Genomic DNA, 12,249 nt, shown 5'->3' with positions numbered 1-12,249 from the left:
CGACAACTCTCCAGGCCACGGACAGCGTGCGGCATGAAGGAACCAGTCCCCACACCCCCGTACAGCAGTACGGTGTGCATCATGCGCCCCGACATTCCTGCCGATCACATCGCCGAAGCCGAGCGCCTGCTGCGTACCGCCGAGCGCTATCCCGAGGACAACCAGCAGCTGCTCCTCCAGGCCGCAGCCCACCTCGAGCTGGCGGACGAGCGTGAGCGGGCGACGACGATCTACGACCGTCTGCTCGCCGCCGGCCCGTCGAACCCGCACCTGATCAAGGCACTCCAGGCCGCGAACCTCTGGGAGTACGGCCACGAGGCCGAGGCCCGCGCGCTGATCGACGGGATCCGCGCCGCGGCCCCGCGCGACGCCGCGCCCTGGGAGATCATCGCGGAGACCCTCGAGTCCCACGACGAGCTGCAGGCGGCGGACGACTGCTTCACCGAGGGCGCGCAGCTCCTGATCTACCCCGACGAGCCGATCTCGTACGCGGCCCACGCGCTGCTGACCGGCCGCCACCGCGTCCGCCGCCTTGCCGGAACCCCGCACGACGAGTGGGACATGGTCGCCGACACCCACCACACCGGTGAGATCCCGCTGGACGAACTCCACGACCCGAAGCGGGTCTGGTCCCTTGGCTCCGACAACCCGGCCGAACTCAGCGCGGAAATCGCCCGCCTGCGCGCGGAGTTGGGCGAGCGCCGGGCGGCCCTGTCCCGCCCGTTCCCGGTCGCGGTCCTGCACTGGCCGGCCGAGGAGCTCAGCGAGCTGGTAGCGGCGTACCCGGCCCTGATCGCCGAATACCCCTCCCACGAGGCCCACCTGACCCGGATCGAGGCGGCTCTGCGCGAACTGGCCGCGTCGGGAACCCCGAACCTGGGCATTGTGACGGGATCGGTCCCGTCCTACGAGGCCTTCGCGGCCTCGGAGAAGGCGTCACCGAAATCGACGACGGTACTGGCGGAGTACGCCACCACGCTGGCGGCCCGCGGCAAGGCGACCCCGTGGCCGCCGGAGCGAAGCGCGGACTGCTGGTGCGGCTCGGGTAGGACGTACAAGGACTGCCACGGGGCGGCGCCGTCCTCCTAAGGGCAACGCGTCGCCGTCCACAGCTGTTGTTGATCTACCGCCTTCATGTCGGTGGCCCCTGGTAGAACACGTGCATGAGTCGCAAGGTGGGGGATGCAGCGGTGAGCAGCAACAACTATGAGGTCCAGGCAGCGCCAGTCGCTGGGCTCTACGAGAAACTGATCACGAATCGGCTCCAGCAGCGGATCGAGGAACTGGACGCCGGCGGCTGGATAGCGATCGACGCCCTGGTTGGCGCGGATTCGTCCCCACACGTCCTCTCGCGGCACATCGGCGACACGGTGAAGCGCGTTTTGCAGGGTCTACGTCCAAGCGAACAAGTCATCGCAGTCAACGAGATCTTGGAGTCCCTCAGCTCGATCGAAGGGGCCAAGGAGTGGATCGAGCTCGTCGCAGACGGTCCACGACAGCTCCTCGCAGTGGCCGAGCAGGAAGCGCCAGGCGTGTACGCCATACGCCCGGCGACACCACTGTCCGAGACCGCCCTCATCACCAATTCCCCCGAGGACCCGAGCCTCGGATTCGAGCTCCGGAGAGAGCTCGCGACGGCCGACCGAATAGATCTTCTCTGCGCCTTCGTGAAGTGGCATGGGCTGCGGGTTTTGGAAGAGCCCCTCAGAGCAGCGCAGGCTCGCGGGGTTCGCCTGCGCGTGATCACGACGACCTATATCGGAGCCACCGAGCGCCGAGCCCTCGATCGCCTGGTTCGTGAGTTCAACGCCGAAGTGAAGGTCAACTACGAACTCAGGTCGACCCGCCTGCACGCGAAGGCCTGGCTCTTTCGTCGTAACAGCGGCTACGACACCGCCTATGTCGGCAGCTCCAACCTTTCCAAGTCCGCGCTCCTTGACGGCCTGGAATGGAACGTCCGCCTGTCCGCAGTGGCGACGCCTGCCGTCATCAAGAAGTTCGAGGCCACATTCGACTCATATTGGAGCGAATCGGCCTTCGAGTCCTACGACCCAGACCGCGATGCCCAGCGGCTCGATGAGGCTCTCAGCCAAGCCGGGAGAAGTACGAGCAGCGCTGGCGACCGACGGATCAGCCTGTCCGGGCTTCAGGTGCGGCCGTATCCCCATCAGCGCGACATGCTCGAGCGCCTGGAAGTCGAGCGCGAGGTGCACGATCGCCACCGCAATCTCTTGGTTGCGGCTACGGGAACGGGCAAGACGGTCATGGCGGCCCTGGACTACAAGCACCTGCGACAGAAGCACGGCCGCGATCTGCGGCTGCTGTTCGTCGCTCACCGCCAGGAGATCTTGCGGCAGTCGCACCGTACGTATCAGGACGTGCTCATCGACGCGAACTTCGGCGAAGAACTACACAGCGGTGACGTGCCCGACGAGTGGAACCATGTCTTCGCGAGCGTCCAGTCTCTCAATGCCCGTGGCCTGGACCGATTCCCACCGGACCACTTCGACGTGATCGTCATCGACGAGTTCCACCACGGCGTCTCGCCCACCTACCGCAGAATCCTTGATCACTTCGCCCCGTTGGAGCTTCTGGGACTCACGGCCACTCCGGAACGCATGGACGGCCGTAATGTCCAAGACGAGTTCTTCGATGGCCGGATTGCTGCCGAGATGCGTCTGTGGGAGGCGCTGGAGAACGACCTGTTGAGTCCGTTCCACTACTTCGGCGTGACGGACAACACCGATATGAGCGCCATCACTTGGAAGCGCGGTTCATACGACGCAGGGGCACTCAGCAACCTCTTCACCGGCAACGACGCACGTGCGCGCCTCGTCGTTAAAGCAGTCCGGGACAAGGTGACCGACCCTGGCACCATGCGTGCACTCGGCTTCTGCGTATCCGTGGCTCACGCCCGCTTCATGGCCGAGTTCTTCCAACGAGCCGGCCTCGACGCCGCGTGGCTGTCGGGAGAGTCACCACGCGCGGAGCGCAAGTCAGCACTCGATGCCCTGAAGTCCGGTCAGCTCCAAGTGATCTTTTCAGTGGATCTGTTCAACGAAGGCCTCGACATCCCTGACGTGGACACGCTGCTGCTCCTACGACCCACCTCGAGCGCCACCGTGTTTCTCCAGCAGTTGGGTCGTGGACTCCGTCGGACCGAGGACAAGGCGGTCCTGACCGTTCTGGACTTCATCGGCCAGCATCGCAAGGAGTTCCGGTTCGAGGAACAGTTCCGCGCGCTGACCAACCTCACCCGCAACCGTCTCCTCTCGAACATTGAGCACGACTTCCCGCAGTTGCCCTCGGGCTGCCAGATCATCCTTGAGTCGAAGGCCAAGGACCTGGTCATCGAGAACATCCGCAGTCAGATCAACGTCAACGTCAGCCAGCTCGCCCTTGAAGTAGGTCGGTACGCAGAGCCTCGCCTCGCCGAGTACCTCAAGGAGAGCGGGCGCGAGATCAAGGAGATCTACCGCGGTAACGGAAACTCGTGGACGGGGCTGCTCCGCCGGTCCAAGCTGCTGACGGATCCCGCGCCCGAAGGAGAGGGAGCGCTCCTCAAGCGAGCGTCTGCGTTCCTCCACGTGGACGATCCGCACCGAGTGGCCGCGTACACGAAGCTCCTCACGGACGACGCGCCCGCCTACGATGACCTCGCCGAGCGCGAGCAGGCCTATGCGCGCATGTTCTTCTTCTCCCTCTGGCCCTTGGGCGGCGGCTTCGCCACCTATGAGGAAGCCTTCGACTCGCTTCGGTCACAGCACGCCTTCAGGAGCGAACTCCGACAGGTACTAGGTCACGCCTTGGACCAGGCCGACCATGTCCCTGTACCTCTCCTCGGAGAGCTGGCCGGCCTTCCCCTCACCGTCCACGCCTCATACAGCCGCGAAGAGATCCTGCCCTCGCTGGGGCAATCGGCCATCGGGGGCTTTATGCCGGGGCACTTCCGCGAGGGCGTGAAGTGGTGCGAGGGCATCCAGACCGACGCGCTGCTGATCACGCTCGAGAAGGACGAGAAGGACTTCTCTCCGCAGACGCGCTACAAGGACTACGCCATGAACGAGTCCTTGTTCCACTGGGAGTCCCAGAACCAGACGTCTAAGACTTCCCTCACCGGGGTCCGATACCAGACGCACGTGGAGCGGGGCAGCCACGTCCTCCTCTTCGTCCGCCGCTACAAGAAGACGGACATCGGTGGCCCCCAACCGTGGATGCTGCTCGGTCCAGCCGAGTACGTGAAGCACGAGGGCAGCAAGCCGATGGGCATCGTGTGGAAGCTCCGGCACGATTTGCCCGCCGATGTGTGGACGTACTCGGCTATCGCTGCTGGTTAAGGGGAGCGTGCTGGCTGTCGGCGACGGGCGCTGCTCAGCCAGCACGACAACGCGTGCGCGAGATGAGCTCCGGCTAAGGCTCGACGGGTTCGCCCTTGCGGCGCCGCCCCTGGGATAAGCAGTGTTGCGATCACTCCACGGTCTGCATGCTTGCCTCAAAACGCATCTGAGCGTGGTCGAGCACCTCATCCGCGTGGAAGCCGCGCGCTCGGAGCCAATGGAGGACGTCAGCGATGAGGTCGATTGCGGCTTCCTGCGTGCGTGCCCCTTCCAGTGGACTGTGTCGATGTCGCCTCGCACGTTGGCCACCGCCGTAGAGCGTCGAGCAGCCCTCCGTCAGCCCGAGCTTCCGTCGCTGAGTGAGCTCATTCGGGGACGTGAGGCAAGTGGCGAGCTCACACCACACAACCTTGTGGTCGTCTCGAAGGATGACTCCCCAACGGTCGGCGGCGGCGTTCACGAGGGCGAGTCCACGGCCCGATTCAGCGTCGCGATGGGCCGCAAGCAGGGTAGGAAGCGCGCGGGTGTCGGGATCGCGGATCTCCACTCGTACGAGAGGTCCGTTCATCGATACCGCAAGCGTGGTCGGCGTCCCGCTGCCCACGTGTTGGATCACGTTACTCACAAGCTCAGTGACACAGATCTGGGCCGTTTCAACCACCTCTGACAGACCCCAGAGAGTCATGTGCAGCCGAAGTACGCGACGCAGGCTCACTACTTCTTGAGGTTCTGCCAGGAAGGGCAGCTCCCAAGACCTCCGCTCCATGCAGCTCTCGTAGTCGATGGCCATGAGCGCCCGCCTTTCACCGTTAGCACCTCATTGCACGTCGCGTGACGCTGTGGCAACTCTCGGTTGCCATGGGTGCGAGGATGGCAGCAGCAAATCCCTTCATGCAATGTGCACGAAGAGATTCGCCCCATCGAGTGATTGGAGAATCGAGCTCCTTCCGATGGGATGAGATTCCGTTACTGGACGAGGAGTTGAAGTGGCCGGTTCACCCACAGCGCGGCGTCGCCGCCTGGCGATTGAGCTCAGGAAGCTCCGCGAGGACAGCGGCCTCACTTGCACCCAGGTGGGTAAGGAGCTGGACTGGAGCGGGTCCAAGGTCAACCGTATGGAGACTGGTCAGGGGCGCGTCCAGCCGTCGGATATCGACGCCCTCTGCCGCTTCTACGGGACATCCGACGAGCTGAGGGAGCTGCTCAAGTCGCTCGCCAAGGAGTCGAAGACCAAGGGGTGGTGGCGCGCCCATGGCGATGCCGTACCGGCATGGTTCTCGGTGTACGTCGGACTTGAGCAGGCCGCTTCGAACCTGCACACGTATCAGGGCGAGTTCGTACCCGGCCTTCTGCAGACCTCGGAGTACGCGACCGAGCTGAGCCGGGCTGCCGCCGATCAGACCGATGAGGAGATTCAACGACTCGTGGACGTAAGGCTCCGTCGCCAGGAGCTACTCACTGCGACGAGCGCTCCCGACCTTTGGGCCGTTGTCCACCAAAGCGCGCTCTCGCATGTGGTCGGCACTCGCCAGGTGATGGCAGCACAGCTCGAACGTATGCTGGAGTTGGTGAAGTTGAGGAACGTGACGGTTCAGGTCCTACCGTTCGACGCGGGGGCTTACCCGGCGACGGGCCCGTTCACCATCCTCGGTTTTCCAGAACAGGAGGATCCGGACGTGGTGTATCGAGAAGGCCTGACGGACTCGGTCTACCTTGAGCAACCGGCAGACGTACAGCTCTACACCAAGGCGTTCGACCACCTCAGGGCTCTCGCTCTGAGTCCGCAGCGATCGGCATCGTTGGTCCACAGAGCTCTGAAGGAGCACTCCCGATGAACCTGCCTCCCAGCCGCCCGCAGTGGCGGAAGAGCAGTTACAGCAACGGCACCGGCGGCGAGTGCGTCGAGGCCGCCTTCCTGCCCGGCGTCGCCGCCGTGCGCGACTCCAAGCGGCCCGACGGGCCGCGGCTCAGCTTCGGCGGGGTTGCCTGGGCCGGTTTTGTGGGGGCCCTGCGCGACGGTCGGTTGTAGGTCGAGCCTGTCGGTACGGGATCGCTTGTGCGCATCGCGCGCACACTTCCATCACAATCTCGAGACATTCGGACGTACCCCCTCCGCGCCGGCCGGCAGGCTGCGAGCATCGCCCCCTCAGTCGTACGGAAATGCCTTGGGGGGCACATGTCTTCGAGAGTGGTGCGCGGACCGGCCGCGATATCGGCAGGGGTTGCCGCACTGGCGATGGCTCTGGCGGGATGTGGTGGCAGCAGCGCGACCAGGGACGCGAAAACCGTCGCCGATACACCGGCCGCCGCCCCGGCGACGTCCTCCTCGCCCACGGCCGAACGGGCGCTCGCGCTCGTCGACGACGAGGAGAGCGCGGAGGCCGCGCAGGCGATCGTGGTGGACGTACTCGGCAATGACTCCGTGACACTCGTGGACGGTACGGCGGCGGAGTTGCTCACCGAGTACGACGAGGCTGAGCTCGTCCTCGCCGTCGACACTCCGCCCACGAACGGCACCGCGGCGGTGGACGGGACGTCCATCGGCTACACGTCCGCCGCTGGGTACGGCGGTGAGGACGAGTTCACGTACAAGGTGGAGGTGAAGGGCGAGGCAGCCTTGACCGCGACAGCCGTCGTACGGATCACCGTCGCCAAGCCGACGCCCACGCCCACACCGACCAAGGCCAAGGCCAAGGCCAAGCCCAAGGTCTACTTCACCAACTGCGACGCCGCCCGCGCCGCCGGGGCTGCCCCCGTGCGTACCGGTGATGCCGGGTACGCGCGGCATCTCGACCGGGACGGAGACGGAGTGGGCTGCGAGCCGTACGGCGGCTCCGGCGGGTCCAGCACTGGGGGCTCCGGTTCCGGCGGGTCCAGCTCCGGCGGGTCCACCGGCGGTGGAGGCGGCAGCACGTACTACGCGAACTGCACTGCCGTCCGTGCCGCCGGCGCCGCCCCCATCCGTACCGGCGACCCCGGTTACGGCCGCCACCTCGACCGGGACGGCGATGGTGTCGCGTGTGAGTGAGCAAGGACCTCGGCCCCCGCTACTACAACCGACCCTGTGACTGGGCCCGGATCACCAGGTGCGGGGGCTCCCGCCGCGCGGCGCCCAGGATCAGCATGGCCCTGACCGCCGCGATCACCTCCCGCCGCGTGTCCCGGTCCATCGCCGGGGTTGCGCTCACCACCAGCCGGCCGTGGGCCTCCAGGCGCAGACGGCGGCGCACAGTGACTGCCGGCTCGCGCGGCTGAAGTGGTACTCCGCCGAGTCAATCTCCAGTGCCACGCCCTCTTCCGGCCAGTAGCCGTCCGGCGTGGCGAGGAACTCGCCGTTCATGGTGAGCAGTCGGGGTTCCAGAGCGGCTCCGGGCGTTGTCGGCGCGGGCCGCGAAGTCGGCCGCCGCGCGGATCGGGCGGGTGCTCGGGATGCCTGACACGGATGGTGGGCGGCCAGCGGCGGGTGCTGAGGGTGCGTACGTACGCCTTGTCCATGACCGCGCGCGGGGCGTCGACCAGCACGTCCACCGGCGTGGCCGGTGCTCCCCGTGCCCCGATGAGGGCGAGGGCCGCCCCACCGGTCAGTACCGACGTCGAGCCGGAGAGCGGGTCGGTGGACGGGCCGGCCGCGTAGAGGACTGCCGACAGGGCCCGTTGATGGCGGTCGGGCGGCCCAGTCTGCAGCAAGCAGACGCGTGGCAGCAGGCGTTGCCACGGGCCGCCGGCTCTGGCGCGGCCGGTGATGGTGCCCGGGGGATTCCGGCGTTCTTCAGCTGGTGGTACGTCGCCGGGTTGCGCTGCCTGCGGCGAGACCGTCGAGTGTTTCCATCATGCCTCGGTGATTGCCGCGGGGAGGTCGATCCCCCTTGGCGGACGGGTGGTTGGGCCCCAGAAAGACGATGACCTCGTTCTCCGTGCCGGGGAGCGGGGTCACCTCGTGCCAGCCCAGACGACGGTACGTCGCGACCGTGGCTCTCGCCTTGCGCGCCGTCAGCAGCCAGGCACGGGCATCCGGTGCGTCGGCCGCCAGTTCCGCGAGGAGGCCGCGGCCCGTGCCCTGGGCGCGGGCGTGCCTGCGGACGGCCAGTTCGTCGACCTCCAGGGCGCCCAGCAGAAGATCCTTCGTGCGGTCGGGGCCCAGTTGGGCCATGACCTTGCCGTACGCCCGGTCGGCCGGGAAGGGCCCTTTGGTCAGCCAGGCCGTCGCGAAGCCGTCGATGCCGGAGACGGACTGGGCGAGGGCGGCGCGGAAGCCGGGCCGCCGGGCGTCCGTCGGCAGGCGGGATGCGAACTGACGAATGGTTTCTTCGTCCTCGTTCCACGGGGGCGCGGAGAAGACTTCGGTGTAGGCCTCGACCAGCTCGTCGGCCAGATCCAGGACGGTCGGTCCGTAGCAGATCACTTGGGTTGGCTCCTCGGTTCCTGTCTCCTTCTGCGCCCGAATGTACGCGGAGTTGGCCTTCTGGGTGGATGGTCTACAGATACGGAGGTTGTGAGGCAATTCCGACTTTCGTACGGCATGCCGCCCACACGTCCCACAGCCGCACGTCGCCCTGGGATTGGGGTGGCCGGTGGGTGTCGTGTCGTCTCGCGGGTCCCATGCGCCCGTCCTGCGGGGTCCCGCGAGTCCCGTGCGTCCCCGTGCGTCCCCACGCGCCCCGAGGGCTTCGGAACCCCGGACAGACGAATTCCCGGCCGCCGTACGGAGATCAGCCTCCGCACCGCTGCCGGGAATCCGCGCATCCGGGTATCCGGGTATCCGGGTATCAGGGACCACACGTCCGGATCTCCGTGAATCCGATCTCCGGTGGCCACTATTCAGCGCTTGCGGAATATCGGGTTTCCGAGATCCGGAATTTTCACGAGTCCGCAACAATCGCGGAGCGGTCAGGCCGCCTTCTTGACGAGCTTTCCGTCCGCCGCGATCACGAACCATTCGCCGTCCAGACCCTGTCCGTTCACGTCGCCGGACGACGCGTCCCCGACGTAGTAGTACAGGGGCCAGTCCCCGTAGGTGGCTTGTTCCGCGCCCTCCCCCAGCTTCGTCTCCTTCAGTAGCGCGGCATCCGCGCCCGCGCCCGCCGCCACGTCCTTGGCGGTCGTCAACGCCGGCCAGACCGCGATGCAGTCCGCGTCGCACGCGCCGCCCTTCCCGGGCTTGTCCTTGGTGAATCCGTACAGCGTACGGCCGGAATCGTCGACCAGGATCCTGCCGAGCGGCGAGTCCGCGACCTTGACCGAGGCGGCCGCGGCGGGCTTCGGCGAAGGCTTCCCCGCCGACTCCTCGGACGAGCCGCCCGAGTCCGGTGAGCCGCAGGCGGCGAGGGTCAGCAGCGCCAGGGATACCAGCGGTGCCGCGAGCAGAGTGGTGGTCCGGGTGGTGCTGCGCATGATGATTCCTTGTCCTCTTGTGGATGGGTGGGGTGCACAGGTATGTACGGCCGCAACTGACCCACGGTTCAACCGAATTGCAGGAATTTCCCTTTGAACAGCACGACCGGACCGCGCGTACTTCCCGGCGACCGACCGCATCGGCGGCCGGCCTTAACGGGAGGCACAGGAAATGCGTAAGAGCATTGTTGCGATGGCAGCGACCGCAGTTGTTCTCGGTACTGCTGGGATTACTCCTGCGATCGCTCACGACGGTCCCCACCAGAGCGCCGCCCACGGCCCCGCCAAGGGCCGCGCCGCGAGCTTCACCGCCACCCTCAGCGGCGCCGAGGAGGTACCGGTCGCGGGCGGGCCCGCCGTCAACGACCCGGACGGCAAGGCCGTCGCGCTCGTCAAGGTGAAGGGGAACCGGGTGACGTTCGCCCTGCGGTGGAAGGGCCTCGTACCGAGCCTCGGCCACATCCACCAGGGCGCCAAGGGCCAGAACGGGGCGGTGAGGGTCCCGCTCTTCGGTTCCGCCATGCCCGACACCGTGCACTCTGCGGCCGGGCAGGTGTCGCTCACCGACGCCGAGCTGGCCGACGACATCCGGTCCGACCCGGCCGGCTTCTACGTCAACCTGCACAGCGCCGAGTTCCCCGGCGGCGCCGTCCGCGGCCAGCTCAAGCCGCTGAAGCACAACGTCAATCCGCTGTCCATCATCAAGGGCGGCAAGCTCCGCGGCCTCTCCAACGGCGACCAGGAGGTCCCCAAGAACGACGCCTCGAAGGTCGGCGACCCCGACGGCCACGCCGTGACGTTCCTGCGCCCCAAGGGCACCAACGTCGACTACTCCCTGGCTTGGGTCAGCATCAAGAGCCCGTCCCTCGGCCACATCCACAAGGGCAAGTTCGGCGTCAACGGCCCGGTCGTCCTCGACTTCTTCAACAACCCGGTGCCCGACGGCATCTTCGCCGTCTCCGGCCGCCTGACCGGCCAGGACGCGGCCGTCGTCGACCGGGTGCGCGCCAACCCGCGCAACTACTACTCCAACATCCACACCACGGAGTTCCCCGACGGCGCGGTCCGAGGCCAGCTGTTCCGCTGACCGTGGCCGTGGCCGTGGCCGTGGCCACCGCCGGGCGTTGCAGGGCGTTGGGCGCGCGTTACGCGCCCAACGCCCGCGACACCGTGTAGATCAGCAGTCCCACCAGCGCACCCACCACGGTGCCGTTGATCCGGATGAACTGCAGGTCCCGCCCGATGTGCGCCTCGATCTTGCGCGAGGTGTGCTCGGCGTCCCAGCCCGCCACCGTGTCGGTGATCAGGGACGTGATCTCGTCACGGTACGTCGTCACCACGTACGCCGCGGCGCCCTCCACCCAGCCGTTCACCTTGGACTGCAGCCGGGCGTCCGTCGCCAGCCGGTTGCCCAGGGACAGCAGGGACGCCCGCACCCGCAGCCGCAGCTCGCTCTGCTCGTCCTCGGCCGCCGAGATGATCATCGCGCGTACGGACGACCAGGCGGAGGCGATCACGTCCTGCACCTCCTCGCGACTCAGGATCTCCGACTTCAGCCGCTCCACCCGCTCCCGGGTGTCCGTGTCCGACTGGAGGTCGGCGGCGAAGTCCCGGAGGAAACGGTCCAGGGCCCCGCGCGCCGGATGCTCCGGCATGTCCCGCATCTCGGTGATGAAGCGCAGCAGCTCCTTGTAGACACGCTCGCCGACCTTCTTGTCGACGAAACGCGGCGTCCAGCCCGGAGCCCCGCCCTGCACCGCGTCCATGACCGAGTCGCCGTGCAGGACCAGCCAGTTTTGCGCCCGTAGGCACACCAGGTCCACCATCTTGCGGTGACCGCCGTCCGCGACGATGTTCTCCAGGGTCTTTCCGATGCCCGGACCGATCTCCGCCTCGTTCGCCCGCCGGGTGATGGCCTCGCTGACCACCGCCTGGACGTCCGAGTCACGCAGGACCGTCAGCGCCCCGCGCAGCGCGGTCGACAGCTCGGCCGTCACCCGGTCGGCGTGGGCCGGTTCCGCCAGCCAGGCGCCGAGGCGGTTGCCGATGCCGATCGCGCGCAGCCGGGCCCGTACGACGTCGGAGGAGAGGAAGTTCTCGCCGACGAAACCACCCAGAGTGACACCCAGCTGGTCCTTCTTGGTCGGGATGATCGCGGTGTGCGGGATGGGTACGCCCAGCGGGTGCCGGAACAGCGCGGTGACCGCGAACCAGTCGGCCATCGCGCCGACCATGCCCGCCTCCGCCGCGGCGGCGACGTAGCCGGTCCAGCCTCCGGCGCCCTCGTGCTGCGCCCACTTGGCCAGTACGTACACCAGCGCGACCAGGAGCAGCAGTCCGGTCGCCGTCGTCTTCATACGGCGGACGCCGCGGAACTTCTCCTCGTCGGCGGGACTGTATGAGAAAGCGCCGAGCGGGGCAGACCGCGCAATGTCTGCTTCTGCCACTTTTGTGCGTTCCATTCACTCCACCCGTCCGACCGTCCTCGTACGCATTGTCCCTACCTGACCTACTCCTGGAA

At 67.1% G+C, this 12,249-nt stretch carries 12 protein-coding genes; 6 read left to right on the top strand and 6 right to left on the bottom strand.

All coding sequences use genetic code 11. The annotated features are described in order from the left end of the window. The first annotated feature begins 81 nt into the window (after positions 1-81). Both AB0M62_RS18030 and AB0M62_RS18025 read left to right on the top strand, forming a co-directional pair. The gene (locus tag AB0M62_RS18030) at positions 82-1,089 is read left to right on the top strand and encodes an SEC-C domain-containing protein (protein WP_366075184.1); all 1,008 of its coding nucleotides are present in this window, start codon (positions 82-84) and stop codon (positions 1,087-1,089) included. 74 nt (positions 1,090-1,163) lie between these two features. After that, on the top strand, positions 1,164-4,337 hold the full coding sequence (locus AB0M62_RS18025; protein ID WP_366075183.1) for a DUF3427 domain-containing protein: 3,174 nt from the start codon (positions 1,164-1,166) through the stop codon (positions 4,335-4,337). Positions 4,338-4,467: 130 nt separating this feature from the next. On the opposite strand, the gene AB0M62_RS18020 is transcribed toward AB0M62_RS18025, so the two are convergent. Beyond that, a complete protein-coding gene (locus AB0M62_RS18020; RefSeq protein ID WP_366075182.1) occupies positions 4,468-5,127 on the bottom strand; it encodes an ATP-binding protein in 660 nt (219 codons plus the stop codon). Positions 5,128-5,323: 196 nt separating this feature from the next. On the opposite strand from AB0M62_RS18020, the gene AB0M62_RS18015 reads away from it, so the two are divergent. The 3 genes from AB0M62_RS18015 to AB0M62_RS18005 all read left to right on the top strand — a co-directional run bounded on the left by AB0M62_RS18015 (position 5,324) and on the right by AB0M62_RS18005 (position 7,365). Next, positions 5,324-6,172: a helix-turn-helix transcriptional regulator gene (locus AB0M62_RS18015; RefSeq protein ID WP_366075180.1), complete on the top strand. Its 849-nt coding sequence runs from the start codon at positions 5,324-5,326 to the stop codon at positions 6,170-6,172. Next, entirely contained in the window at positions 6,169-6,366 is a 198-nt protein-coding gene (locus AB0M62_RS18010) for a DUF397 domain-containing protein (RefSeq protein WP_366075179.1), read from the top strand. The genes AB0M62_RS18015 and AB0M62_RS18010 overlap by 4 nt, the downstream gene beginning before the upstream one ends. Positions 6,367-6,513: 147 nt before the next feature. Beyond that, positions 6,514-7,365, top strand: a complete 852-nt coding sequence (locus AB0M62_RS18005) for an excalibur calcium-binding domain-containing protein (RefSeq protein ID WP_366075178.1) — start codon at positions 6,514-6,516, stop codon at positions 7,363-7,365. Positions 7,366-7,521: 156 nt separating this feature from the next. Here the strand turns inward: AB0M62_RS18005 and AB0M62_RS18000 are convergent, their stop codons facing one another. The 4 genes from AB0M62_RS18000 to AB0M62_RS17985 all read right to left on the bottom strand — a co-directional run bounded on the left by AB0M62_RS18000 (position 7,522) and on the right by AB0M62_RS17985 (position 9,728). Next, positions 7,522-7,677: a hypothetical protein gene (locus AB0M62_RS18000; RefSeq protein ID WP_366075177.1), complete on the bottom strand. Its 156-nt coding sequence runs from the start codon at positions 7,675-7,677 to the stop codon at positions 7,522-7,524. Then, a complete protein-coding gene (locus tag AB0M62_RS17995) occupies positions 7,674-8,024 on the bottom strand; it encodes a hypothetical protein (protein ID WP_366075176.1) in 351 nt (116 codons plus the stop codon). The genes AB0M62_RS18000 and AB0M62_RS17995 overlap by 4 nt, the downstream gene beginning before the upstream one ends. An 82-nt stretch (positions 8,025-8,106) precedes the next feature. Continuing rightward, positions 8,107-8,739: an N-acetyltransferase gene (locus AB0M62_RS17990; protein ID WP_366075175.1), complete on the bottom strand. Its 633-nt coding sequence runs from the start codon at positions 8,737-8,739 to the stop codon at positions 8,107-8,109. Positions 8,740-9,224: 485 nt separating this feature from the next. After that, on the bottom strand, positions 9,225-9,728 hold the full coding sequence (locus AB0M62_RS17985; RefSeq protein WP_366075174.1) for a hypothetical protein: 504 nt from the start codon (positions 9,726-9,728) through the stop codon (positions 9,225-9,227). Between the two features lie 193 nt (positions 9,729-9,921). Between AB0M62_RS17985 and AB0M62_RS17980 the strand changes: the two genes are divergently transcribed. Then, entirely contained in the window at positions 9,922-10,815 is an 894-nt protein-coding gene (locus AB0M62_RS17980; RefSeq protein WP_366075173.1) for a CHRD domain-containing protein, read from the top strand. Between the two features lie 58 nt (positions 10,816-10,873). Here AB0M62_RS17980 and AB0M62_RS17975 read toward each other — a convergent pair whose 3' ends face one another. Beyond that, positions 10,874-12,175 (bottom strand): DUF445 domain-containing protein, encoded by a 1,302-nt coding sequence (locus tag AB0M62_RS17975; protein WP_366075172.1) that lies wholly within the window; start codon positions 12,173-12,175, stop codon positions 10,874-10,876. Positions 12,176-12,249 lie beyond the last annotated feature (74 nt).

Source organism: Streptomyces sp. NPDC051219 (assembly GCF_040682335.1).
In the GTDB taxonomy this organism is placed as follows: domain Bacteria; phylum Actinomycetota; class Actinomycetes; order Streptomycetales; family Streptomycetaceae; genus Streptomyces.
The sequence above is the reverse complement of the archived record's forward strand: the minus strand, read 5'-3'. Positions and strand labels throughout refer to the sequence as shown.

Excerpts from the sequence above, each read along its gene's own strand:
- AB0M62_RS18030 (WP_366075184.1), top strand. The coding sequence starts at position 82 with ATGCGCCCCGACATTCCTGCCGATCACATCGCCGAAGCCGAGCGCCTG.
- AB0M62_RS18025 (WP_366075183.1), top strand. The coding sequence starts at position 1,164 with ATGAGTCGCAAGGTGGGGGATGCAGCGGTGAGCAGCAACAACTATGAG.
- AB0M62_RS18020 (WP_366075182.1), bottom strand. The coding sequence starts at position 5,127 with ATGGCCATCGACTACGAGAGCTGCATGGAGCGGAGGTCTTGGGAGCTG.
- AB0M62_RS18010 (WP_366075179.1), top strand. The coding sequence starts at position 6,169 with ATGAACCTGCCTCCCAGCCGCCCGCAGTGGCGGAAGAGCAGTTACAGC.
- AB0M62_RS18005 (WP_366075178.1), top strand. The coding sequence starts at position 6,514 with ATGTCTTCGAGAGTGGTGCGCGGACCGGCCGCGATATCGGCAGGGGTT.
- AB0M62_RS18000 (WP_366075177.1), bottom strand. The coding sequence starts at position 7,677 with ATGAACGGCGAGTTCCTCGCCACGCCGGACGGCTACTGGCCGGAAGAG.
- AB0M62_RS17985 (WP_366075174.1), bottom strand. The coding sequence starts at position 9,728 with ATGCGCAGCACCACCCGGACCACCACTCTGCTCGCGGCACCGCTGGTA.
- AB0M62_RS17980 (WP_366075173.1), top strand. The coding sequence starts at position 9,922 with ATGGCAGCGACCGCAGTTGTTCTCGGTACTGCTGGGATTACTCCTGCG.